Source organism: Acinetobacter sp. YH12233, assembly GCF_013417725.1.
Lineage (GTDB): Bacteria > Pseudomonadota > Gammaproteobacteria > Pseudomonadales > Moraxellaceae > Acinetobacter.
In genome coordinates this window covers 1-22,855 of sequence record NZ_VPDK01000013.1, presented here as the reverse complement: position 1 = coordinate 22,855, position 22,855 = coordinate 1, and the positions used below count along the sequence as shown (strand labels likewise).

Here is a 22,855-nt window from a genome sequence, read left to right as displayed (position 1 = left end):
AGTCTGCTCCTTAACCACGTTTTAACAGCACTTGGCCGCCGTGAGTGACAAGTAGGGCTTTTTGAATTTCATCTTCCTGATTCAGGACAAAGTTCTTGTCTGCATCAAAAAGTGTTTCAACAAAGTTATAGACGTTACGTGCATATAGCGCTGAAGCTTCAGTCGATACCGTTGATGGAATATTTGGAACACCCAGAATCTTCACACCATTTTCAGTCACAACAGTTTCGCCGCACTTAGAACCTTCAACGTTACCGCCTGATTCCACTGCCATATCCAGAATCACTGAGCCTGGTTTCATCTTGGCTACAGTTTCAGCACGGATTAAGCGTGGTGCATCACGACCTGGTAACAAGGCAGTGGTAATCACGATATCGGCATTCGATACCGCTTTATCGACAATCGCGGCCTGATCCTTGATGTACTGTTCACCTGGCATCCAGCCATAACCGTTTTTAGCTGCTTCATCAGCACGTGCCTGCTCTTCAGGAGACATCGGTACGTCTAGCCATTTACCGCCCAAAGACTCAACCTGATCTTTGGCAGTCGGACGAAGGTCAGTTGCTTCTACGACTGCACCCAGGCGTTTCGCTGTTGCAATTGCTTGAAGGCCTGCTACCCCGACACCCATGATCACGACACGAGCCGGTTTTACCGTACCTGCCGCTGTCATCAGCATAGGGAACATGCGCTGATATTCAGCAGCAGCTAAAAGCACTGATTTATAACCTGCAAGGTTCGCTTGCGAAGACAATACGTCCATGTTTTGCGCACGTGATAGAGTACGTGGCAAAAGCTCAAGAGCAAATGCAGACACATTCTGTGCCGCGAACTGGTCAAGCTCGGTATTGCGGTATGGGTCAAACATCGCTACAACCGTGGTGTTGGCTGACAGCTTTTGAATTTCCTCACCCTTCGGTGCACGAACTTTCAAAACTATCTGGCTACCGGTGTAGGCATCATCCGTAATTTTGGCACCAACTTGCTCATAGGCACTGTCGATGTAGGCAGCTTTAACACCTGCTCCACGTTCGATCACCACACTATGACCAGCGCTGATCAATTTCTTTACTGTCTCAGGCGTCGCAGCGACGCGATTTTCACCGACGACAGTTTCGGCTGGAATTCCAATCTGCATGAGCGTCCCTCAAGCTAATTTTTTCTTAAGTAAACACCGTGATTTACGGTGCTTCCCCTCAGGATGTGTTTTTGTTGAATTTTTGGATTCTAATTAAACTTCTAGAAATTACTACCTATTATTTATTTAATAAATACCCATATTTTGAACTGACGATTCATAAAAATGATGCTGTCATATAGCATTTATTAGTTCAGCCTGATTATTTTGATTTGCTGAATTTATAAACGATATTCATTCTCTTGAACGATGACTGTTTTCCTGGTTATTTTTTATTAGATTACTTTTTGTTTTATTTTGTTACATTGATCATTCTGACAGATATTTCATTTTTCCTGCTCAGCAAATCTTTATTTCAAATGAACTGATAAAGCCTAAATTAGGGCACTTTTCTAGGGCAGTTTTCTGTTTTTGACCTTTTTGACAAATTTAATCTACTTTGGAATATTCATTTTTAAGATCTAAAAATACTGTTTTCCTATAACTTTTTCATTTTTCACTCATAAAAAATATGAATTAATGATGAAAAAATTGATTTAGGATTCACTTATTTGACTTATTCAGCTCAAGTCTTAAGACTTGCCTGAAATAGGTGAAAAAAATATTCTGCAACATTTATTATATTAATACTCAGTCCACTGTTAGATTTACGAACTCTTCATTTTGCACCAATTTTGGGCAATCACTGATTCAGATGGATCTCTGTCACCTGGTCTTAAATGAGATGACTTAATACAAAGCGCTTCCACGTACATTTTCTTAAGTGAAAAAGTTAAATTTCTAGCGAATTTTCATCTCTTATCAATCCAGAAAAGTACTTTTTTGTGGCATTTCTCTTGTATGAGTTTGAGTACTTTGCACTATTTTTCTACTTTTATCCTGACGGGTTTTCGCCTATAGTGCCTGCAACTTCTGCATCATCTTTGATGTTCTTTATAAAAATTCTCCCTGAGCTTAAGGTACTTGCCATGTCTCCTCCTCTCGATATCAGTCAAAATAAATCTCTGTTATGGCTGATGGCGATCGCATGTGGTTTATGTGCAGGTGCAAACTATTATTGCCAACCGCTTATCTCCTCAATTCAGCAATATTATCAGGTACCAGAATCCCAAGTGGCGCTGACCGTGACCTTTGCGCAGGTGTCTTATGCCTTGGGCCTGCTGTTTATTGTGCCTTTGGGAGACATGCTGAATAAGTCCAGACTCATTCCTTTCTTGATGTTTGGTGCCGCATTAGGCTTGCTGATCTGTGCCACAGCAGTCAACCTGCCGATGCTCTGGGTGGGGACTATTATTGCCGGGCTATTTTCTGTTGCTGCCCAGATTCTGATTCCTTTAGCTACGATGGCTGTCCGACCTGAAAAAACCGGAGAAGTGGTCGGTTTTCTCATGAGTGGCTTATTAGTCGGTATCTTATTGTCGACCAGTATTGCCGGATTGCTTTCTGACCTGTTTCACTGGAAAACCATTTATGCGCTCAGCAGTATGGCACTGCTGGTTTTGGGCTTTTATTTAAAAGGACAATTACCCAGCATGCCGCGTATGCGTATCAGCTATGCAGCAATTTTTAAATCGATGGGTATGCTACTGCGTGAGGAACCGCGACTGGGCTTACGCTCCCTGATTGGTGCATGTGCCTTTGCCGCCATGAGTATGCTGTTTTCAACCATTGCCCTGCTGCTGACCCAGAAACCTTTTCATCTTTCTGATGTGATAGTGGGCCTAGTAACACTAGTTGGTGTTTTTGGTGCGCTGTCGACTCAGGTTATTGGCAAATGGGCGGATCGTGGTTATATCAAGATCCTGACCTGGATTGGCTGTTCAATTCTGGCAGTAAGCTGGCTATTTTTATATTTTGGTGGCGTGTCCCTGCTCAGTTATATTCTGGGTTATGCCCTGATTAACTTAGGTCTGGCGATTACTCATAGCTGTAATCAGAACGTGATTTTCCGCTTGCGCCCAGATGCCAAATCACGACTGAACTCTATTTACATGACGCTGTATTTTATTGGTGGTGCCTGTGGTTCAGCTCTGGGGGTATATGCCTGGCATCATGGTGGCTGGAGCATGACCTGTCTGTTTGGACTTGGCTTGGCACTATGCGCCGCCCTGTTTGCGTTGATTGATCAATGGCAACAACATCGAGCAAAAGCTTAAACCGATTTAGCTGACTTGTACCACTGGGTAATAAGGTTTACCCGAATCCCAAGTCGCTGCATTTTCCAAAAGAATGCAGATAAAAGTGGGCAGCAACCCGGCCAGAACCCGGCAACTGTCTTGGAGCTGCTTTATATTAAATGAGCTCTGATAAGTCGCACCGCCCTGCATAAGCTGATGATATAAAGTAGAAAGACGGTTAAAAATCACCAATAAGATTTCAGTTAAATTCCGCTCTTGAACAGCTTTTTGTATTTTCTGTTTTTGCTGATCTAATGCTTCACGACAGCTTTCCAGACTGACTTTATAATGGCGATAATCCCAGAAACCTTGATCGGTATAAGGGCTATCCAGCAGTGTAGAAATTGGCTGGCTGTATTTTTCCCAGACAATATGCTGAAGTTTTTGCTCCACATCTTTTTGACAGAGGGTTTCCAGAAATTGATGCAGGCTTTGTTGATCCTGACGAACCTCTGTTTCTTGTGCATAGATCGAATTAAAACTGATCCACAGGCTAATAAACTTAAACTCTAATTCCTGATCTAGTTCTAATGCTTTTTTAAACCAGCTAAGTCCCCGTTGAATCCGTAAATTAAAATAGTCTGAATGCTGAGGTTTTTTGCTTTTATAAATCTCCTCCAACATGAGCATCGTTATTCTCCTTATTTATCTCGTTTTCTTTATCTTAATCTTAAATATCTCAAAATATAGCATTGCAGAATGACTGGGAGTTTATTTTTTCAATTCCCACAATTTCTCTTGTTAAATATCTTTATTGGAATGACAGTTATCGTTCCTCATGCAGTTCAGCCTTTGGTCATGCAAATTTTATGCTAGTATTACGCCCTCTTTTTGCAGTACTGCTTTTTTGAGCAGATTTCCAGCAATTCCTGCTTATTCTAGTACTGCTATTACTCTTCCATTTCATTTAAGGCGTGATTTTGAATGACTGATCTCAGCACCATTGAAAACAAACTTCAACCTCGCATCAGTGTTGCGCCGATGATGGACTGGACGACAAAAGATTATCGTTTCTTTGCGCGCCTGTTTAATCCAAATGTCATTTTATATACCGAAATGGTGACTACGGGCGCCATCATTCATGGCGATGCCAAACGCCATCTGGACTTCAATCAAGAAGAACATCCGATTGTGTTACAGCTCGGCGGTTCCAACCCTCAAGATCTGGCAACTTGTACTAAAATGGCTCAGGACTGGGGTTACAATGAAGTTAACCTGAATGTCGGCTGTCCGAGTGATCGGGTACAGAATAATAAAATTGGTGCCTGCCTGATGGCTGAACCTGATCTGGTCGCAGAATGTATTGATGCAATGCGTAATGCCGTGGATATTCCGGTCAGTGTGAAACACCGCATTGGTATTGATGACATGCATTCTTATGAAGAAATGCTGCATTTTGTGGATACGGTCGCCAAAACCGGTTGCGATAACTTTATTGTGCATGCCCGAATTGCTTTACTCCAAGGTCTTTCACCTAAAGAAAACCGTGAAATCCCGCCACTACGCTATGAAGATGTTTACCGTCTGAAGCAGGACCGTCCGAAACTGACCATTGAAATTAATGGCGGAATTAAAACTTATGCAGAAACGCTTGAACATCTCAAGCATGTCGATGGCGTGATGATTGGCCGCGAAGCCTATCACAACCCGTACCTGTTAGCTGAGCTGGGTCAACTATGGAATCTCGAAGCACCGGACCGTTTTGAGATCATGCAACAAATGCTGCCTTATATTGCCCAACGTATGGCTGAAGGTGCACCATTGTCAATTATTACCCGTCATATTTTAGGTTTATTTCAGAACTTACCAGGTGCACGTAAATGGCGTCAGGCTTTAAGTGGTGGCAATGCCAAAACACTAAAAGATGTAGAAACAGCATTATTGAATATTCAGGAAGCCATGCAGCGCACTGAAGATTATCTGCGTGAACATCAAGTTCAGCCTTAAAATCAAAAAGCACCGAGATCCGGTGCTTTTTTATGACCTAAAATAAAAATTAGTGGGTATAGGCCGTAATATTCCCGACCGGAATCGGTTCTTCATCATAGGAAGCCGCTTGCAGGACAGGTTCTGTAACTGGACGGACATCTGGCCCGAACTCAATACTGGTAGGTTCATTCACAGGTTCCAGATCATCGAGTGATGAGGCCAGCTGTTCCAGCTCACGATCCAGTTGCTGACGATATTTCTCAATCTCGATTTCATCGATAAAGGCAAAAGCATCGTCTTCAATGGCCCAGCTATAACCACCATTCACCTTTGAAATTTTGACGTTAATGGGATATTCATTACCCTGATAATTCAGATGTGAAACCGCTTCAAACTCATTGCCTTTGCGATGGCGGATTTTTACATTTACCACAGTCAAACGATAATGCTGATAATTCGGATTGGCATTAAACTCTTGCTGCATTTGTCCTTGAATATTTCTGGCCAGTTCATCAATCGATACAAAATAACTGCATCCAGCCAGACAGGCGATCATCAATATCATTATGATTTTTTTCATCCCGCCCCCTTGTGTTCTCTCACTGCTTTACAGATGTGTAAAACTTTTCATCTTTGGATTATTCTGTGATCCATTTTATACTTTTTTTTAAATAAATGAATAAATAAATCCTTAGTCTATAAAGTCGTTTTTATTTTTATGTTGTACTGGCTTTTTAACTTCATGGTAAAAAAACCTATAAAAAAGCCCTGAACCAGTCAGGGCTTTAATCGTCATTTAAAACTTAAAAATCATCTTCTGCAGCAGGATCATGGTGCAAGGCATCATGGATCGCTTCAACCAGTTGCTGAGCAATTTCCTGTTTAGAGGCTTTGTCCAGATCACGCTTATCCAGATGATAGTGTTCGGCAAAGAATACCGTCATGGCATTTTCATCAGAAGCAAAGCCGATATCCGCACGCGAAACATCATTACAGGCAATCATATCCAGTTTTTTCGCCACCAGTTTGCCCGCTGCATATTCTTCAATATTACGGGTTTCTGCAGCAAAGCCGACCATAAATGGACGTTTTTCCTGCTGTGCGATGGTCGCCACAATATCCGGATTCTTTATTAAAGCGACATTCAGCTCATCGCCTGCTTTCTTGATTTTATGCTCGGCTACCTGTGCGACACGATAATCAGCTACTGCAGCGGTCGCAATGAAGATGTCACAACCCTGCTCCAGCATTTGCATGCTTTCATTCAGCATTTGCACTGCCGAAGAAACATTTTTACGTTTGACGCCATTTGGGGTATCTAGGCTCACCGGACCAGCAATCAGGGTGACATTCGCTCCAGCTGCATAACAGGCTGCTGCCAATGCAAAACCCATTTTCCCGGTACTGTGGTTGGAAATATAACGTACCGGGTCAATCGCTTCACGGGTCGGACCAGCTGTAATCGTGACTTGCTTGCCCGCCAGCATGCCAAATTTTTCTGCAATCGCGCGCTGAGCTTTATGGAAATATTCTGTGACCTGACGTGCCAGCTCTTCCGGCTCCGGCATACGGCCCAAGCCTACATCACCACAAGCTTGTGAACCGGCATCCGGCATAATCACATGTACGCCATCTTCAATCAAAGTCGCAAGATTACGCTGGGTTGCTTTGGCAGCCCACATCTGCTGGTTCATGGCTGGTGCGACCCAGACCGGTGCATTGGTTGCCAGATACAAAGTGCTCAGCAAATCATCTGCAAGGCCTGCTGCAAATTTTGCCAGCGTGTCGCAGCTGGCTGGCGCAACCAATAACAGATCAGCCCAACGTGCCAGCTCAATATGCCCCATGCCCGCTTCAGCTTCAGGATCCAGCAACTCGGTATGTACCGGATTGCCTGACAAGGCTTGAAAGGTCAAAGGGGTAATGAAAGCCTGTGCGCCTTGAGTCATGACAACCCGCACATTAAACCCGGCATCTTTCAGACGGCGAACCAGAATGGCACTTTTATAGGCAGCAATACCGCCAGTGACTGCTAAAATGATATTTTTATGAGGAATTACACTTAGATCAAAGCTCACGAACAGCTTACCTTTCTGTTGCAGTGGGGCTCACAATAGCATTAAATAATTGCATTCCCAAGAGATCAGCTTCAGGGAAAACTCATAATTCATAATAAATAAGTCTAATAACTATGCAATTTTCAATCAAAAACTGGCCTGAACTAGAACGGCCGCGGGAACGTTTAATTCAATATGGGGCAGAAAGTTTATCTGATGCAGAACTGCTGGCCATTTTTCTCCGATCAGGTTCACAACAGCATTCAGCCGTAGAATTAGCCCGGCTACTGATTCAACATTTTGGCCATTTAACTGCTTTACTTGATGCACCTTTAAAAGAAGTTAGCCAGTTTCATGGCATGGGCATTAGCAAATATACCCAACTGATGGCGGTTAAAGAATTAGGACGGCGTTATATTGCCGAGCATCTTAAACAGGATTCTTTAGAATTAAGTAATTCAAAAAGACTACGGGATTATTTACGTTTCGAATTATTGAGTGAAAATCAGGAAGTATTCGCGGTCCTGTGTCTGGACGCCAGTTTAAGGAAAATTGCATTTAAAAAGCTGTTTTATGGCTCTGTGAATGCATGTGATATTTCGATTAATCAGTTGCTCAGATATGCCATTACCCAACAGGCAACTTCAATTGTGATTGCGCATAATCATCCCTTGGGCCAAGCCACTCCTTCTAAGGCTGACCTGTATCTGACCCGCCAGATTCAACAGGCATGTCGACTGGTCGATATCCGTTTAATTGACCATTGCATCATCGCGCTGGAGGGCAGTTTTTCCTTTGCTGAGCAGCAACTCATCAAACCTGAAGCCTAAGGGGGAATAGCACTTGACAAAGCAGCTACAACTCAAGAAGATCATGAAAAAAAATTGTGATGATTCCAATAAATGATCGTACGTGACCAGCAGAACGTTTTTAAATTATTATTTTCCTGGCGAGGAACGATTTTACCTAAGGTTTTACCTCCTTTAGGCGTGGTCATGCTGATTTCAGCCATTATTGGTGGTTTTTCACGTGTAGGTTATTTTCATTTTCCAGAACTCCCTCTCGTCGGCTTTACCCTCATCGGCGTAGTACTGTCTATCTTTCTCGGATTTAAAAATACTGCTTGTTATGACCGCTGGTGGGAAGCACGTAAACTCTGGGGTATTCTGATTGCCAATGCACGTCATTTTGACCGTGACTGCCGGATGTTGTCTCAAGGCCGTCGTGAACGTGTGATTCAGCACGTCATCGTTTTCGCGAACGTACTGCGTGACCGTCTGCGCCATCAGACAGCCAATCCGACTGAACTGGTGGAAACAAGTGGGATGAGCCAGCAGGCGATTACTCAGCTCTATCAACAGGCCAATGCACCGCAATATACCTTGAGTCTGATTCAGTGGGAGCTAATGCAAGCTCTCAAAGAAGGTGAAATCTCTGACATCATTTATATGCAGATGAATAATCATGTCGCGGAACTCAGTATTGTGCAGACAGGTTGTGACCGGATTGCGACGACGCCTTTGCCTTTTGCCTATTCGGTACTCTTGAACCGTACCGTATATTTTTTCTGTTTTATTTTACCTTTTAGTCTGGGCTCAACGCTTGGTCTGTTTACGCCTTTGCTGGTCGGTATTTTGGCCTATACTTTTTTGGGACTGGATGCACTAAGCTCAGAGATTGAAGAACCTTTCGGAACTCAAAGCAATGACTTGCCACTGGACTCCATGGTTCGTACCATTGAAATCGAACTGTTAGGCACTCTGGGCAAACCGACACCGCCACCGATTCAGGCACAAGATAATAATTTGCTATAATTTATAAATAAATGCCTCAGAATTAGCATTTTGAGGTTCTAATTTTTATCTAAAAATTCAAAAAAATATGAAATTAAAACAAAAAATTCAACAAGCGGTGCCTCAACCCATTGTTCGACCATGGTTGGCTTTAGCACTATTTTTACTTTGTGCCATCTTGGCTTTTATAGTGAGTTCATTAGTCCAATCAGAACTTTTTCTCGATCTTCAACGTAGGCCTGTTTTCCATATTTTATTTAGTCTATGTGTTCCCCTCTTTCTGTTTCAGGATCGAGGAATAAATTTAAAGTTTCCTTTTTTTATACAAAAATATTTGATCGATCCTCAACTCAAAAAAGATATGACTGAGCAAGCAGTCCAACATTCACAAGCAATTATTCTGGCTCAACGTACTATTCGTGCAAAATGGTGGCAGGTGAAACAGCCACAGTTATTATTACAACTGCCCAATCATGATCAAGGCATCTGGTTTAATATAGATTTAAAACAGGTTTTTAATCTTTCGCCTTTTTTTACACTTCAAGTCAAATTAAGTGATGCGATGATTGGGCAACTGATCGATATACATTTTTTGACACGCTCTCATGTAATCATCCAGTTATTTGAAATTTCCCAAAATAATGATTTTTCAATATTCATTGGCACAGAAGTTGGAGCACAAAGAGGACTAGGGAGATTAGAAAAAATCCCATCGGCGCTTATGCTCGACTTATCCCGAATTACACACATAGAAGCCTTGAGAACCTGTCCAGAAAGTCATGACTTACAGTTAACCACAGGTTATGGTAAAACTTATCTCATTCATTCTCATGCAAAATACTTTAAACAATTGGAACTCGCCTTATCCTCACGCATTGATGTGATTGCCTATCGTAAGTTCAAACTTGATCTCAAGATTGATCATCTGTTCATTTCAAAAAAACATCCAAACTTTTATCGAAATTTAGTCCTGACTTCCATCATGCTGTATATCGTCATCATGACTTTAATCACTTCTGAATGGGCCTTATTACTTGTTAATGTCCTCATTCTGCATTTGATGTATAAATTCGCCCAAGATCTTAAAACTGATCCATTCATCAAGATTTAGAATTAACAAAAACTCTCCCAAATCCCGACCTGCCCTGGTTTTAAGCTCGGCACATTCCCCAGTTTAATCCAGGGCATATGGTCACCATGAAAATCACTGCCAATTGAAACTTTAAGTCCTTGCTCTGCAATCATCCGGTCAACCATCTGACGGGTTGAACTTGGATCAATAGCGGGCGGCAACTCCACCGCATCTCCACCAAACTTGGCGAAGATCTCGATCAGATAACGAATATTAGTCGCGGATAAATCATAACGGGTTGGATGCGCCAACACGGCAAAGCCACCGCTGTCATGTATGACCTGAATGGTTTCTTCCAGACCCAGACCATCAAATTTGACATAGGCCTTTTTACCTTCCTTGATGTACTTATCAAAGGCCTGTTGGGGGCGGGTCACAATGCCTTTTTCTACCAGCGTTTTGGCAATATGGGTTCGGGTAACCCGATCAGGAATATTATCAACTTTGGCAATCACGTCAGCATAAATATCCTGACCAATTAAAGGAACCAGAAGGTCACAGATCTGTTTAGAGCGTTCGGCACGAATGATCTTCTGCTGATTGAGGGCTTTTTGTAACGGCTCAGGATTCTGAACATTGAGTGCCACAATATGTACGCCATAATTTTTCTTGGTCGCAGGACGTGACCACTGGCTAGAAATCTCGACTCCAGAAATTATCTTAATCTCATGATTTTTGGCAGCTTCTTCAGCCAACACTAAACCGTCCATAGTGTCATGATCAGTCAGGGCCAAAGTATGGATAAGTTTGTCCGCAGCCGCTTCGACCAATTGCTGAGGACTCAAAGTTCCATCAGAAATATTACTATGTGTATGTAAATCTACGCCGTGCATCTCTATACTATGACATTTATTTGATCAGATTTAGATACTCTAACATGAAAGCACTTTTAGACTTTGTGCCACTCATTATTTTCTTTTATTTATATAAAACTGTAGATCCAAAAGACACTGACCATCAACTTCTACAATTGATCGGTTCTGCGGGGGGTGTCGACAATAACAATATTCTCGTTGCAACTACGGGTCTGATCATTTCCATGCTGGTGGTCTATGGTGCGTTATTTGTCATGCAGAAATTTCGCCTGGACAAACAGCAATGGATTGTTCTGTTTATGACGGTGATCTTCGGTGGGATCACCCTGATGCTCAGCGACGATTTCTATATTCGTCTTAAAGCTGTATTACTGAATCTGGTCTTTGCAGGTGTCTTCCTGTTATCGCCATGGTTTAGCAAAGATAAGAAGCCACTCATCCAGCGTCTGTTTGGCCCAGTATTTAATTTGAGCGCCAAAGGCTGGCTTAAATTGAACTATGCCTGGGTGGGTATGTTTACCCTCATGTCATTTCTGCATACATTCTTTGCCTATTTATGGATGGATGGAAAATATTGGGGCGAATTTACTGCATTCGGTGACATGATCGTGATGTTTTCCTTTATCATTATTCAGTTTATTGTATTGCGCAAATACTTTAGAACAGCTGAATAAGTCCAACTACAAACGATAGAGAGTCATCATGCCATTATTCGTCGTTAGCTGTACCGACCGGGAAGGTACAGTTGAAAAACGCCTTGCGATTCGTCCACAACATCTTGCACGTCTAGAACAGTTAGATGCTGAAGGCCGTCTGATTGTTGCAGGTGCCATGCCTAAAGATCCAGCCAATCCTCAAGCCGGTTTCTATGGCAGCACCATCATCGTTGATTTTGACAGTCGTGAAGCACTGGATGCATGGTTACAGGATGAGCCATTCCTGAAAGAAGGCGTATACGCGCATATTGATGTGAAACCATTTAATAAAGCATTTCCTAAAGGATAAGGTTCATGCGCGCTGTTACCGCCAGTTTCATTGGCTTTTGTTTCATGATTCCTTCTGCCTGGGCTGTTGAAGTTTCTGCTCCAGTTGCCCCGGCTACACAGCCAGCAGCTACTCCTGTCCAAGCTGTTACCACACAAGCACCTGCTCAGGGCGCTTCTGCACAGCAGGCTGGAATTATTCCAGCAGTTGCAACAACTGCTCAGACTGTTCAGCCGACTGAGAAAAAGCCGCTCACCGCAGAAGAAATTGCCAAGCAGAAAGCCCAGCAAGATGCCAAAGTCAAAGCTTTAGTCAAAGATCAGGCAACGCGTCTACAGCAACTGGAAAAAGCCAATCTGGAAGCCCTGTCACAAAATCAGGAATTGCAGCTCAAGAACGACAATCTCGGGGTTCAGGTACAGGTCCTGCAAAGTGAACGTAGTGCCCAGATGTTTCTCTACGGCGCTGCAACTTTGGCAGTCGGTGTATTACTTGGCTTTCTGATAGCGAGCTATGTTTATACCAAACGTCGCCGTCAGTGGTAATCTATAAGCCGTCCAAATATCTTTAAGGTTGTACCCGTTTTGTCGCATGCAATTCAAACTGCCGATCTGGATTGGCAATTGGTGGATGGCATTGATGTGCCTGTGTCCAAGCAATTTGGTGATGTGTATTTTTCCAAAGACAATGGATTGCTGGAAACCCGGCATGTCTTTTTAAATGGTAATGACCTTAGTACCCGCCTGGCCGATTTAAAACCTTTTGCATATTTCTGTGTCGGTGAAACGGGTTTTGGTACAGGTTTAAATATTCTGGCGTTATGGCAGCTCTGGCAACAGGTGCGTCCGGACAATCCGAGTCATTTGCATGCCATTTCAGTAGAAAAATTTCCGCTTTCTAGAGCAGATTTAGTCCGTGCCTTAAATGCCTGGCCAGAATTGAAACCACTAGCAGATCAACTCATCTCCCAATATCCAATTCCGATTGCCGGTTGTCATCGTCTCAGCTTTCCTGAAGAGCGTTTCAGTCTGGACCTGTGGCTGGGAGATGCACATGATGTCTTTCCTGTCATTGAAAAAACTGCACCCGTTAATGCCTGGTTTCTGGATGGCTTCGCACCTTCATGTAATCCGGATATGTGGGAAGAAAATGTTTTAAATAATATCGTGCGTTTATCCGAGATTGGGACGACTTTTGCTTCTTTTAGCGTTGCAGGTGTCTTAAAACGTGGTTTAAAACAGCACGGCATCTCTATTTCCCGTCCACGTGGATTTGGCCATAAACGTGAAATGCTGAAAGCGATCTGGAATCCTGTTGAAGAAAATAAAGACAGTGAAACGGCTTTAGAGCAGGAAATTACTCAAAAAAAAACTGAACCAGATCTAGAGAGTCTTACCAGACCTCGTCAAATCGCTGTGATTGGCGCTGGAATCGCAGGTTTAAGTACGGCATGGGCATTCACTCAACGCGGTCATCAAGTCACGATTTACGACCAGTCAGCGCCTCTTTCAGGCGGTTCCGGCAATCCCCTTGCCCTGCTTAACCCTAAACTGTGTCCAGTTGAGCAAAGTGCCGAACATCTGATGACGGTGGCCTGGCAGCATGCCTTAAATCATTATCAGAAATTTAAAGCTTTTCGCTCAATTCAGGTCAACCAGCTTGCCTTAAAAAATCCTGAACAGCTTTTAGGATTGGCAGATGAATATCCCGCAGAAACTCTTGCTGCTCAAAGTGCAGCAGACCAAGAGATTCAAACTGAATTTCCAGCTTTAAAACTATTAGCAGCGGGCGCAGTTTCACCCCATCAACTGCGTGATGAAATTTTGCAGCATCCTCTTATTCAGTATAAACAAGCCAAAATTAGTCATATTGAGGCTGCTGAACAACCTGAGTTATTTGCAGAGCAGCAATCCTTAGGCAAGTTTGATCACATCGTTGTATGTACCGCACGTGATACCCAGCAATTCTTTGAACATTATCCAGTCCTGAAACCGATTCGTGGACAGGTCAGCTGGGTCAATAATCAAGATCAGCCATTGAATCAGGATACAGCCTATAGTTACGGCGGTTACTGTATGCAGCTCAATCCCGAACAACTGATTTTGGGTGCTTCATTCTATCCAGGCCGGGATGATGCAGAAGTCTTAATAGAAGATCATGTGCATAATTATGAACTTATCCACAGTGTCTTTCCTGAATATGCACAGTTATTCCCATCTACCGAAACCTGGCAAGGTCGAGCGGCAGTACGCGCACAGAGTCAAGATTATTTTCCTTTACTCGGAAAAATGAAGGCAGATGAAGAGATTTACAGTTTTGCTGGTCTCGGCTCTAAAGGCTTTCTGTTTGCGCCATTGTGTAGTGAAATTCTGGCTGCCCAAATTTTGGGAGAAGCTTGCCCAGTACCTTCGAACTTGGTAAAGAAACTCGACGTGACACGTTTTCAAAAGAAGGTAAAAGCCAAGAAGCCTTATTTTAAGCCTCAAGATTAAAGAACTCCTCCCTTTAATAAAGGGTGAGGAATACTGTTCCGCAAGGGAGGGATTTTTAGAAAGAATGTTAATCCTCCTTTAAAGAAGGACGATTTTGAAGAAATCTAGACAACAAAAAAGCGCCTGACGGCGCTTTTTTTCACAAGGTCAATTATGCACCTTGTTCCAGTGGCATACCTGCATCACGAGCAGCACGAGTACCACCCATCAGAATGACATATTCACGTGTGCTGTCAAAACCCTCTAACTTTTCAGCTGCACGTGGAGCTTTACTCCCACCACCACATAAAATGTAAATCGGTTGATCCGCTGACACCTGAGTCAGGCTATCTGCTGAAAGATCGTTAATGGGCTGATTGACCGCCCCTTTCACGTGTGCTTCAGCATAAGCACTTGCATCTCGTACATCCCAGATTACAGCATTTTCTGGGAACTCAAATGTTGTAATTTCTTGTTTACGGATCATTGCGCACTCCTTTGATGTAAACAACACTTGGCAAATGAAGAAAACATCCCTAGCATCTCAGATATTCTTTCCCTTTGTAAAGGTCTAAACTATGCCTTCTTTCGATATTGTTTCTGAATTAGAAATTTTTGAAGTAAATCATGCAGTTCAAAATACCCAAAAAGAGATTGCAACCCGCTTCGATTTCCGTGGACAGGATGTTTCTATTGAACTAAATGAAAAAAACAAGGAAATCAAAATTAGCACAGAAAGTGATTTCCAATGTGAGCAAGTGTATACCATGCTGGAAAACCATTTCTTCAAGCGTAAAGTGGATATTCAGGCGCTAGATCCACAAAAAATGACCGCTTCAGGCAAAAATGTAGTTCAAGTGATCAAGCTTAAAGATGGCCTTGACTCTGATACTGCGAAAAAAATTAATAAGGCCATTAAAGAAAGTGGTATTAAAGTGCAATCTTCAATTCAGGGTGACAAGATTCGTGTGACTGATAAAAAACGCGATACCTTGCAACAAGTGATGGCATTCCTGAAAGAACAACAATTCGGTCTGCCTTTACAGTTTAACAACTTTAAAGACTAAGATATTTCAACGTCTGTAGATGGAATTATGGCAAAGAGCAACCGACTGACCAAACTGGTCGAAGCGACATCAAGATTACCGCAAGGTATGCGTACTGCTTTATTGAGTAAGACTTTTGGCCGAGTAGTTCCGATGGTTGGCTCTGCCAAGATTCGCTATCAGGAAATCAGTGCTTCCAAAGTCGTGGTAAGTATGGCCAATCATAAGGTCATGCAGAACCATATCGGTCAGATTCATGCCTGTGCCATGGCACTGCTGGCAGAAACAGCGACCGGTTTTGTGACTGCGATGAATGTACCTGACAGCGCAGTGGTTCTGATTAAAAGCCTAAAAGTGGACTTTAAGCGTCCAACCAAAGGTGCCATGACTGCGGTGGCTACGTTGACTCCTGAACAGCAGCAATTGATGCAAAGTTCAGAAAAAGGTGAAACACTGGTACAAGTAATCGTAAGCGATGAATCTGGTGAAGCACCGATTCAATGTGAAATGCTCTGGGCTTGGATTGCCAAGAACCAGTTGAAGCCAGGCTAATTTCAATACAGACAAAAAAATCCCAGATTATTGATCTGGGATTTTTTATTTAATGAATTATGAGTTCTGCTGAGATTCTGCAAATTTCTGTTTTGCTTCATCCGGAATTGGACGTTTATTGCCTTTGACATCCACTGCGACAAAGGTAAATACCCCTTCAGTCACGCGTACAGGTGCACGTGAGTTATCATGACTGTCCCATACTTCGATTTGCATCTGGATTGAAGTATTACCGACTTTTAGAATTTTGGTATAGCAGCTAATGACATCGCCGACTTTCACAGGAACCAGGAAGGTCATCTGGTTAATCGAAATCGTTGCACAGCGTCCTTTACTAAAGCGCTCTGCATGAATTGCTCCCGCCAAGTCCATTTGTGAAACAATCCAGCCACCAAATACATCTCCACTCCAGTTGGTATCCGCAGGCATTGCAATCGTCTGCAGGGAAAGTACTCCCTCTGGTTTAATATGAGAATCTGTCACTTGAACTCCAGGCTTTTTAAATTAGGATTGAGCATTATTTAACTGCTGATCAAGCCACTTTTGTAGTTCGCTTGAACGTAATGCACCGCTTATTCTAGCAATTTCATTGGTTTTATTCATCAAAACCAGCGTCGGAATACTACGTACATTAAATGCTGAACTTAATCGCGGATTCGCTTCAGTATCAATTTTAGCAAATACCACTTGTGGATTTTCTTTTGCTACAGCAGCAAAATGCGGTGCCATCATTTTACATGGACCACACCAGTCTGCCCATAGATCAATCAGGATGGGAAGATCACTATGGGTGACAAACTGACTAAAGTTCTGTTCATTTAGCTCAATCGGCGCTAATGGAACTAAAGCTTGATGACACTGACCACATGCTGGATCGGCCGTTAATTTTTCTTCAGGCACACGATTTTTAGCCTGGCAATTCGGGCATACAATGATCATCTAGCGCACTCCAATATGTTGATGTAAGAATTCTAATTGGGTCGAGACTGCTTTTTCAAACCATTCACCATGATAAATATCAAAATGCCGCATATTCCACTCATGATATTGTACAAATGGTGCAATATTGGTTGCGGTTTCCCGACTGGCTTCAATGGGAATCAGGCTGTCTTGTTGTGCTGCGATAAACAGGACAGGAATAGTGATTTTGCGGACTTCCTGAATAGGACGATATCGCATCAATTTAAAGAATACCCGGGCTGGGATATGACCACTCCAGTAATAATCTGGATTCACAATGGATAGATATCCTTCATAACTGTCTTGTGTCGGCATAAAACAGAGTTCATGACGATCAACCACCGGCAAGGTCTTGGGCGCCATTCCTACCTTTGCCCCCATATAATCCTGACTAGAAATCTTCAGGGCTTTAGGCAATTGCTGCAAAGGATAAAGTTTGGCACTTTCTGCACCATCAACAAAGGGTACCTGTACCATTACCGCCTGAATATTTTTTAGTTCTGCGGCCAATGTCAGTACATGCCCTCCACTTAATGCCGTTCCCCATAACACAATCCGTTTGGCATCAATCGATTTACGTGCCTGCAAATGCTGGATCATGGTACGCCAGTCTTCAAGCTGAGCACCGATCGACACCAATTCACGCGGACGCCCGGTACTGCCTCCCCAATAGCGATAATCAAACAGAACCACCGCATAACCTGCACTGGCAAAACGTTGGGCATATTGCACCAGTTTAAAATGACGTAAAGCAGCCAGGCCATGAGCCATCAGGATCACAGCTGGTTTGTCAATCTGTTGAGGACGATAGAAATCCGCAGCAATCACTTCCTGACTGTTTTTGACATACAGTGGTTCGACTGTATAGGCGTACATACGCGCTCCATTGCGTTATTTTATAGTTGTAATCGTTTATAAATTTTTCAGAACTAGGCCATCATGTTTTCAGCTTAATGCTATCATAAAGCATATCAAGATAAATGACATAATGGAGTGACACCATGAGCGAAAATGTAGGCTTTGCTGGCCAAATTGGTCCTGAACATATCTCTCAAGTAGTTGAAAAAGGTTTTAAATCAATTATCAATAATCGTCCGGATATGGAAGGTGGCCCTGAACAGCCAACCAGCGTACAAATTGAGGAGGCTGCTCGTAGTGCAGGTCTAGATTATGTCTTCCAGCCAGTAGTTGCTGGCCAGATTACCGAGCTTGATGTGCGCACCTTTGCTAACCATTATAACGAATTACCAAAGCCGATCTTGATGTTCTGCCGTACAGGAAATCGCTCTAATAATTTATATCAGCTGGCGAAACAGATGGACCTGCTGGATGACTAAGGTATTTGGGGGAAATGTACTTTTAGTCAACATCTCCTTTTAGTTTCAGAGCTCGACCTATGAATAAATTCTTACTGGTTATATGTTGCAGTCTTGCATTGATGGGTTGTAGTTCAATGCATTTTAAGCCTACTGTGGGTGTCAGTATGGGAACTTCTGTTTAACTTTTAAAAAGAAGTTCTCAAAAAAAACAGCGCCGAAGCGCTGTTTTTTTATTAATTAAGAATATATTCTTTTTTACGTACTTTTCCATTTGGTGCAGTAATACTTAAAATCAGACTATCACGTTCATCACAGTCTTTAAGCTTATATTCATAATAAACTTGAGAACTTGTTTTAAAGCTATTAGGAGTTAAAAGATTAAATACATTTGGCACTGTAGCATTTCCGCTCCATAACTCTGCAGTACATGATTTTTCATTGTCTTTAGTATTATCTTCAGCAGTCACTGATACTACTGTTCCTGTTGGCATTGGTACTGATTGAGCATTATTACCAAAAACATTAAAACTGAATTTAGCTCTATCTGTAATTTTCTCATCTACTACAGTAGGGGTGTCGTAGCTGAAAGCAAATATCAACTGTTGACGTATTACTGCTTGCAAATTCTGATTACAAGTACCTTGTATATTAGGCTGTGTGATACTACTTGGTGTACAAGTATTACCGATGGCACCTCTCTTATATAAAAACTCACCAAGCGCATTTTCAAAGATATTATTTTCATTATCATCACGGAAAAAATCACCAATATTACTAGTTAATTCATCAATACCCGCTGTATATAAATTATCTGAGTTCTTATCGATATAAGATTTATCCCCTTCAACATACGCTAATACTGTTACACGATTGTCAGCAGGACGTGGATCTTGTGTTTGTAATTCCACACTACATTCGCCATTTACAGTTGAACAGTTAGGTGTAATACTACCACCCTCTGTATTAAAACTTACGACTGTACCATCTGGTACTTTATTTCCTACACGATCACGTAGTCGAGCTGTGATAGTAGCTTTATCCCCATCTACATTCCACTGTAAAGCATTTTTACTTACAGAAAGACTAAAACCATTTTGTGTTACACGGCCTGTTGCTACTGAAACATCTTTAGATAATGCAGTAACCTGTGAGTCACTTACTAAAGTCGCCTTAATTTCTACAGGGCCAGGAATACTTCCTGGGAATACATCAACAATAACTCGCCCTTGATCATCAGACTTAATTATTTTACTTGTTTTATTATTTAAAGAAACAAATGAAAAATCATTTGGTGCGTAAACTAGCTCAACGTTCACATCCTGATTACGTGCAGGAATGTTGTTTGAATATACTGTAAATTCAACTTTTCCAGATGAACTTGATCCACTACTTAGAATGCCTAATTTTAACTCTCCAGAAGTATAAACTATGGAGTTTGCCTTAATCGCATTAATATTCACATTTTGAGTTGTAGTGACAGCCCCATTGTTTGCTAAAAGTGTTAATTTTTGAGTACCAGTACATAATTGACCACCGCTTGAAATAGCAGTATAGATAGTTTCAACAATCCCTTGATTAGAAAAAATTTCATTCGTGCTAAATGTTCCACATTCAGCTTCAAAGTTAACCTTAATATTGTTTAAAAGTACACCAGTATTTTTATCAACAGTATTTGCAGTTAATCTAACTGAGCCACCCGCTTCAATTGATGTACTTTCTAATTTAACGTTATCAAACTTAGTTTGTAATTGACCAATAGTGAAGTTTGTTGCCGCGGATTGAGCAGTATTTTCATTCATCTCAGCTGCAGCTGAAATTTTATACGCACCTGTTATTTGATCATCAACTGGTTTAATTGCAATGACAGCGACACCATTCATATCTGTCAATACAGAAGCATTGCTAGTACTAAATGCAATTCCTTCACCTGAAAAAGTAACTAATACACCACTTAAAGGTGATTTATTTTCATCTGTCACTTTAACTTGCGCAATAGCACCAGCACTTGTAATTACTGTAGTTATTTTGCCATTCTCATCAATGATTTCTACATTACTAATATTAAGTTTAGAAACTTCAGGATTTTCAATACCATTATCTGAACCTCCCCCAGTATTACCGGAATTTGATCCACTATTATAATATCCGTCACTACCACCACCGCCGCAGCCGGCCAACATTAGTGCAAAAGTAAGAGCAGATAACTTCATACTTAATTGTTTACTAATCATTTAAATCCCCAAGTCCCTCTATCTTCAGAGTTTGTTATCAATCTTTATTTAATTATGCGTTATGTAACCACAGTTGAGCTTTTATGTAAATAAAGGTAAGCCAAATGTTTTGTATGCTAGCTTATAACAATCAAATAAATTTGATAAGAGCAATAAATGTACGACTTAATCATTATCGGCGCAGGCACAGCAGGAATCAGTGCTTATAAAGAAGCTATTAAATATACCCAAAATATTTTAATTATTAATGCCGGTTCATGGGATACAACATGTGCTCGTGTAGGCTGTATGCCGAGCAAGCTTCTGATTTCTTCTGCTAACCGTATGCATGAGATAAAAACTGCAGAAAATCTCGGATTACAGCATGATGCCGTAATAAATACCTCCACCGTTATGGATCGCCTGCATAAGCTTCGTGATCATTATATTCGGGCCACTTTAAAAGAAGTAGAACAATGGGATTCAACTCATAAGGTATCAGGGCACGCAAAATTTACCAATGCTCAAACAGTCCAAGTAGAAGGAAAATCTTATCAAGCTAAAAGTTTTATTATTGCAGTAGGCTCTCGACCAAATTTTGATGCTACCTTAAAAGATGAACTAGGCGATAAACTCCTGACATCTGATGAAATCTTTGAACTTACACAGCTACCTAAATCCTTAGCAGTGATTGGTAGTGGCGTTATTGCAATTGAATTGGCTCAAGCCATGCAACGTTTAGGGGTACGTACTACTATGTTTGCTCGTAGTCAGAAAATAGGTGCACTCACCAGTCCAACTCTACAAGCTTTGGTTAGAGAGCAATTAAATAACGAGCTGGATATCAAATTTAAAACTTTACCTAATCAAGTCAAACTCCTTACTGATCAGGTAAAAATTGACTATATAGAGAATGATCAAAAACAAAGTCTTGAAGTAGATTATGTACTCTCAGCTACTGGACGTAGTTCTAATTTAGATCGATTAGGTTTGGAAAAAATTAATCCTGAATTCCAAGATGTTAAAAAGCTACCTATTAATAAAAAAACCAAGCAATTAGAAAACTTGCCTATTTTTATTGTTGGCGATGCAGCCCCTGATGTCCCAATTCAACATGAAGCTGCCCATAATGGTAAAGAAGTGGTCCAGAACTGCTTAAATTTTCCAGATGTTCAGCCTATTTCTGCCCTAACTCCTTTGGCAATCGTATTTAGCCAACCAGAAATGGCGATTATTGGACAAAGTTTCAAACAGCTAGAAGAGAAAAATACGGAATATATTAGAGGCTTTGTATCTTATGAAAGACAGGGACGCGCGTTAATTCTTTCAGAAAATAAAGGTGGGGCTGAAGTATATATAAATAAAATGTCAGGAAAATTATTAGGTGCTGAATTATTCTGCCCTCAAGCCGAACATCTAGCACACATACTAGCCTGGATGATTGATGCAGAACAAGATATTCATCAGATTTTGGCAAAGCCTTACTATCATCCGACTTTAGAAGAAGGGCTGAGAACAGCATTTAAACATGCTCGTCGTCAGCTTGATCAACAGGAAGTAATTGACAATTCTTAAATATATTAAAGAAGTATTGATAGATAAAATTTAATTACTTCAAACAATATGGTGCAGCTAATAGCTCTGAAGTTTTGGCTGCACCTTGTTACTCTTTAACTCATTTTTTAGATCAGAAAATATCAATAGAAAAAGTTGTAAGCATGAAACCCCACGCATAAAAAAAGCCCCCTGCGTGAGCAGAGGGCTTTAGGAATAATGAGCTGGCGATGACTTACTCTCACATGGGAGACCCCACACTACCATCAGCGCTAAGAGGTTTCACTTCTGAGTTCGGGAAGGGATCAGGTGGTTCACTCTTGCTATGGTCGCCAGCACAACTGGTATGCTTACTCGCTATGGTCTTATCTACGTTGCTTGCGCTTCGTTTGCCTAGCTTTCTTCAAATAGAATGCATTAACAGATGTATCTGAGTCGCAGTAGTTTGTCCGATTAGCTTAACTAAATCAAGTTTTCGTCTGATCGTTAGATCAATATGAAATCAATTGATGCTTTATATACAACTGCTTGGGTGTTGTATAGTCAAGCCTCACGAGCAATTAGTATTGGTCAGCTTCATGCATCACTGCACTTCCACATCCAACCTATCAACGTCGTAGTCTTCAACGGCTCTTTAGAGGACATAAAGTCCTAGGGAAATCTTATCTTGAGGTAGGCTTCCCGCTTAGATGCTTTCAGCGGTTATCCCTTCCGAACA

The 22,855-nt window shown here is 41.6% G+C and carries 23 protein-coding genes and 2 rRNA genes; 13 read left to right on the top strand and 12 right to left on the bottom strand.

What is annotated here, in order from left to right; translation table 11 throughout:
• Window positions 1-10 precede the first annotated feature (10 nt).
• The gene (locus FTV12_RS07690) at window positions 11-1,138 is read right to left on the bottom strand and encodes a Re/Si-specific NAD(P)(+) transhydrogenase subunit alpha (protein WP_034170850.1); all 1,128 of its coding nucleotides are present in this window, start codon (window positions 1,136-1,138) and stop codon (window positions 11-13) included.
• A 968-nt stretch (window positions 1,139-2,106) separates the two neighbouring features.
• Between FTV12_RS07690 and FTV12_RS07685 the strand changes: the two genes are divergently transcribed.
• Window positions 2,107-3,294 carry an MFS transporter gene (locus FTV12_RS07685; protein ID WP_180011710.1) on the top strand — a complete coding sequence of 396 codons (1,188 nt, stop codon included), beginning with the start codon at window positions 2,107-2,109 and terminating at the stop codon, window positions 3,292-3,294.
• A gap of 6 nt (window positions 3,295-3,300) precedes the next feature.
• Here FTV12_RS07685 and FTV12_RS07680 read toward each other — a convergent pair whose 3' ends face one another.
• The gene (locus FTV12_RS07680; RefSeq protein ID WP_180033828.1) at window positions 3,301-3,945 is read right to left on the bottom strand and encodes a HEPN domain-containing protein; all 645 of its coding nucleotides are present in this window, start codon (window positions 3,943-3,945) and stop codon (window positions 3,301-3,303) included.
• A 294-nt stretch (window positions 3,946-4,239) separates the two neighbouring features.
• Between FTV12_RS07680 and dusA the strand changes: the two genes are divergently transcribed.
• The gene (dusA, locus tag FTV12_RS07675; protein WP_159123087.1) at window positions 4,240-5,262 is read left to right on the top strand and encodes a tRNA dihydrouridine(20/20a) synthase DusA; all 1,023 of its coding nucleotides are present in this window, start codon (window positions 4,240-4,242) and stop codon (window positions 5,260-5,262) included.
• 49 nt (window positions 5,263-5,311) lie between these two features.
• On the opposite strand, the gene FTV12_RS07670 is transcribed toward dusA, so the two are convergent.
• Window positions 5,312-5,824, bottom strand: a complete 513-nt coding sequence (locus FTV12_RS07670; protein ID WP_179993321.1) for a hypothetical protein — start codon at window positions 5,822-5,824, stop codon at window positions 5,312-5,314.
• 223 nt (window positions 5,825-6,047) lie between these two features.
• Window positions 6,048-7,322 (bottom strand): bifunctional phosphopantothenoylcysteine decarboxylase/phosphopantothenate--cysteine ligase CoaBC, encoded by a 1,275-nt coding sequence (gene coaBC / locus FTV12_RS07665; RefSeq protein ID WP_159123089.1) that lies wholly within the window; start codon window positions 7,320-7,322, stop codon window positions 6,048-6,050.
• Window positions 7,323-7,435: 113 nt separating this feature from the next.
• Between coaBC and radC the strand changes: the two genes are divergently transcribed.
• From radC to FTV12_RS07650, 3 genes are all read left to right on the top strand, one after another.
• Window positions 7,436-8,131, top strand: coding sequence for a DNA repair protein RadC (gene radC, locus FTV12_RS07660; RefSeq protein WP_179993323.1), 696 nt, complete (start codon window positions 7,436-7,438; stop codon window positions 8,129-8,131).
• Window positions 8,132-8,203: 72 nt separating this feature from the next.
• On the top strand, window positions 8,204-9,115 hold the full coding sequence (locus tag FTV12_RS07655; RefSeq protein ID WP_159123091.1) for a bestrophin family protein: 912 nt from the start codon (window positions 8,204-8,206) through the stop codon (window positions 9,113-9,115).
• Between the two features lie 67 nt (window positions 9,116-9,182).
• Window positions 9,183-10,205, top strand: a complete 1,023-nt coding sequence (locus FTV12_RS07650) for a hypothetical protein (protein ID WP_180011708.1) — start codon at window positions 9,183-9,185, stop codon at window positions 10,203-10,205.
• 2 nt (window positions 10,206-10,207) lie between these two features.
• On the opposite strand, the gene FTV12_RS07645 is transcribed toward FTV12_RS07650, so the two are convergent.
• Window positions 10,208-11,059: a PHP domain-containing protein gene (locus FTV12_RS07645; RefSeq protein WP_159123093.1), complete on the bottom strand. Its 852-nt coding sequence runs from the start codon at window positions 11,057-11,059 to the stop codon at window positions 10,208-10,210.
• A gap of 44 nt (window positions 11,060-11,103) precedes the next feature.
• On the opposite strand from FTV12_RS07645, the gene FTV12_RS07640 reads away from it, so the two are divergent.
• Genes FTV12_RS07640 through mnmC form a run of 4 tightly spaced genes read left to right on the top strand, consistent with a single transcriptional unit; the run spans window position 11,104 to window position 14,517 of the window.
• Window positions 11,104-11,715 carry a septation protein IspZ gene (locus FTV12_RS07640; RefSeq protein WP_005233839.1) on the top strand — a complete coding sequence of 204 codons (612 nt, stop codon included), beginning with the start codon at window positions 11,104-11,106 and terminating at the stop codon, window positions 11,713-11,715.
• Between the two features lie 28 nt (window positions 11,716-11,743).
• Entirely contained in the window at window positions 11,744-12,046 is a 303-nt protein-coding gene (locus FTV12_RS07635; protein ID WP_004783657.1) for a YciI family protein, read from the top strand.
• A gap of 5 nt (window positions 12,047-12,051) precedes the next feature.
• Window positions 12,052-12,570: a hypothetical protein gene (locus FTV12_RS07630; protein WP_159123094.1), complete on the top strand. Its 519-nt coding sequence runs from the start codon at window positions 12,052-12,054 to the stop codon at window positions 12,568-12,570.
• Between the two features lie 39 nt (window positions 12,571-12,609).
• Window positions 12,610-14,517: an FAD-dependent 5-carboxymethylaminomethyl-2-thiouridine(34) oxidoreductase MnmC gene (gene mnmC, locus FTV12_RS07625; RefSeq protein WP_180011706.1), complete on the top strand. Its 1,908-nt coding sequence runs from the start codon at window positions 12,610-12,612 to the stop codon at window positions 14,515-14,517.
• Window positions 14,518-14,668: 151 nt separating this feature from the next.
• Here mnmC and FTV12_RS07620 read toward each other — a convergent pair whose 3' ends face one another.
• Window positions 14,669-14,983, bottom strand: a complete 315-nt coding sequence (locus tag FTV12_RS07620) for a rhodanese-like domain-containing protein (RefSeq protein WP_179993326.1) — start codon at window positions 14,981-14,983, stop codon at window positions 14,669-14,671.
• 91 nt (window positions 14,984-15,074) lie between these two features.
• Here FTV12_RS07620 and FTV12_RS07615 point away from each other — a divergent pair, with 91 nt between their 5' ends.
• Together FTV12_RS07615 and FTV12_RS07610 are read left to right on the top strand one after the other, a co-directional pair.
• A complete protein-coding gene (locus tag FTV12_RS07615; protein WP_004783667.1) occupies window positions 15,075-15,563 on the top strand; it encodes a YajQ family cyclic di-GMP-binding protein in 489 nt (162 codons plus the stop codon).
• Between the two features lie 27 nt (window positions 15,564-15,590).
• Window positions 15,591-16,094 carry a DUF4442 domain-containing protein gene (locus FTV12_RS07610; RefSeq protein WP_180033827.1) on the top strand — a complete coding sequence of 168 codons (504 nt, stop codon included), beginning with the start codon at window positions 15,591-15,593 and terminating at the stop codon, window positions 16,092-16,094.
• 57 nt (window positions 16,095-16,151) lie between these two features.
• Here FTV12_RS07610 and FTV12_RS07605 read toward each other — a convergent pair whose 3' ends face one another.
• The 3 genes from FTV12_RS07605 to FTV12_RS07595 form a co-directional block, all read right to left on the bottom strand.
• The gene (locus FTV12_RS07605; RefSeq protein WP_171523022.1) at window positions 16,152-16,523 is read right to left on the bottom strand and encodes an acyl-CoA thioesterase; all 372 of its coding nucleotides are present in this window, start codon (window positions 16,521-16,523) and stop codon (window positions 16,152-16,154) included.
• Between the two features lie 75 nt (window positions 16,524-16,598).
• Window positions 16,599-17,033, bottom strand: coding sequence for a thioredoxin TrxC (gene trxC, locus FTV12_RS07600; protein ID WP_004783672.1), 435 nt, complete (start codon window positions 17,031-17,033; stop codon window positions 16,599-16,601).
• Window positions 17,034-17,930: an alpha/beta hydrolase gene (locus tag FTV12_RS07595; protein WP_179993328.1), complete on the bottom strand. Its 897-nt coding sequence runs from the start codon at window positions 17,928-17,930 to the stop codon at window positions 17,034-17,036.
• Between the two features lie 125 nt (window positions 17,931-18,055).
• Here FTV12_RS07595 and FTV12_RS07590 point away from each other — a divergent pair, with 125 nt between their 5' ends.
• Complete coding sequence (locus FTV12_RS07590; RefSeq protein WP_004783676.1) at window positions 18,056-18,391, top strand: TIGR01244 family sulfur transferase; 336 nt, start codon at window positions 18,056-18,058, stop codon at window positions 18,389-18,391.
• A 215-nt stretch (window positions 18,392-18,606) separates the two neighbouring features.
• Here FTV12_RS07590 and FTV12_RS07585 read toward each other — a convergent pair whose 3' ends face one another.
• Window positions 18,607-20,604, bottom strand: a complete 1,998-nt coding sequence (locus FTV12_RS07585) for a hypothetical protein (RefSeq protein ID WP_179993330.1) — start codon at window positions 20,602-20,604, stop codon at window positions 18,607-18,609.
• Between the two features lie 156 nt (window positions 20,605-20,760).
• Here FTV12_RS07585 and FTV12_RS07580 point away from each other — a divergent pair, with 156 nt between their 5' ends.
• Window positions 20,761-22,158 carry a dihydrolipoyl dehydrogenase gene (locus FTV12_RS07580; protein ID WP_180011703.1) on the top strand — a complete coding sequence of 466 codons (1,398 nt, stop codon included), beginning with the start codon at window positions 20,761-20,763 and terminating at the stop codon, window positions 22,156-22,158.
• Window positions 22,159-22,359: 201 nt separating this feature from the next.
• Here the strand turns inward: FTV12_RS07580 and rrf are convergent.
• Together rrf and FTV12_RS07570 are read right to left on the bottom strand one after the other, a co-directional pair.
• Window positions 22,360-22,474, bottom strand: a 5S ribosomal RNA gene (rrf, locus tag FTV12_RS07575).
• Window positions 22,475-22,676: 202 nt separating this feature from the next.
• Window positions 22,677-22,855 (bottom strand): 23S ribosomal RNA (locus FTV12_RS07570); the annotation flags it as partial.

Excerpts from the sequence above, each read along its gene's own strand:
- FTV12_RS07690 (WP_034170850.1), bottom strand. The coding sequence starts at position 1,138 with ATGCAGATTGGAATTCCAGCCGAAACTGTCGTCGGTGAAAATCGCGTC.
- FTV12_RS07685 (WP_180011710.1), top strand. The coding sequence starts at position 2,107 with ATGTCTCCTCCTCTCGATATCAGTCAAAATAAATCTCTGTTATGGCTG.
- FTV12_RS07680 (WP_180033828.1), bottom strand. The coding sequence starts at position 3,945 with ATGCTCATGTTGGAGGAGATTTATAAAAGCAAAAAACCTCAGCATTCA.
- dusA (WP_159123087.1), top strand. The coding sequence starts at position 4,240 with ATGACTGATCTCAGCACCATTGAAAACAAACTTCAACCTCGCATCAGT.
- FTV12_RS07670 (WP_179993321.1), bottom strand. The coding sequence starts at position 5,824 with ATGAAAAAAATCATAATGATATTGATGATCGCCTGTCTGGCTGGATGC.
- radC (WP_179993323.1), top strand. The coding sequence starts at position 7,436 with ATGCAATTTTCAATCAAAAACTGGCCTGAACTAGAACGGCCGCGGGAA.
- FTV12_RS07655 (WP_159123091.1), top strand. The coding sequence starts at position 8,204 with ATGATCGTACGTGACCAGCAGAACGTTTTTAAATTATTATTTTCCTGG.
- FTV12_RS07650 (WP_180011708.1), top strand. The coding sequence starts at position 9,183 with ATGAAATTAAAACAAAAAATTCAACAAGCGGTGCCTCAACCCATTGTT.
- FTV12_RS07645 (WP_159123093.1), bottom strand. The coding sequence starts at position 11,059 with ATGCACGGCGTAGATTTACATACACATAGTAATATTTCTGATGGAACT.
- FTV12_RS07640 (WP_005233839.1), top strand. The coding sequence starts at position 11,104 with ATGAAAGCACTTTTAGACTTTGTGCCACTCATTATTTTCTTTTATTTA.
- FTV12_RS07635 (WP_004783657.1), top strand. The coding sequence starts at position 11,744 with ATGCCATTATTCGTCGTTAGCTGTACCGACCGGGAAGGTACAGTTGAA.
- FTV12_RS07630 (WP_159123094.1), top strand. The coding sequence starts at position 12,052 with ATGCGCGCTGTTACCGCCAGTTTCATTGGCTTTTGTTTCATGATTCCT.
- FTV12_RS07620 (WP_179993326.1), bottom strand. The coding sequence starts at position 14,983 with ATGATCCGTAAACAAGAAATTACAACATTTGAGTTCCCAGAAAATGCT.
- FTV12_RS07615 (WP_004783667.1), top strand. The coding sequence starts at position 15,075 with ATGCCTTCTTTCGATATTGTTTCTGAATTAGAAATTTTTGAAGTAAAT.
- FTV12_RS07610 (WP_180033827.1), top strand. The coding sequence starts at position 15,591 with ATGGCAAAGAGCAACCGACTGACCAAACTGGTCGAAGCGACATCAAGA.
- FTV12_RS07605 (WP_171523022.1), bottom strand. The coding sequence starts at position 16,523 with ATGCCTGCGGATACCAACTGGAGTGGAGATGTATTTGGTGGCTGGATT.
- trxC (WP_004783672.1), bottom strand. The coding sequence starts at position 17,033 with ATGATCATTGTATGCCCGAATTGCCAGGCTAAAAATCGTGTGCCTGAA.
- FTV12_RS07595 (WP_179993328.1), bottom strand. The coding sequence starts at position 17,930 with ATGTACGCCTATACAGTCGAACCACTGTATGTCAAAAACAGTCAGGAA.
- FTV12_RS07590 (WP_004783676.1), top strand. The coding sequence starts at position 18,056 with ATGAGCGAAAATGTAGGCTTTGCTGGCCAAATTGGTCCTGAACATATC.
- FTV12_RS07585 (WP_179993330.1), bottom strand. The coding sequence starts at position 20,604 with ATGATTAGTAAACAATTAAGTATGAAGTTATCTGCTCTTACTTTTGCA.
- FTV12_RS07580 (WP_180011703.1), top strand. The coding sequence starts at position 20,761 with ATGTACGACTTAATCATTATCGGCGCAGGCACAGCAGGAATCAGTGCT.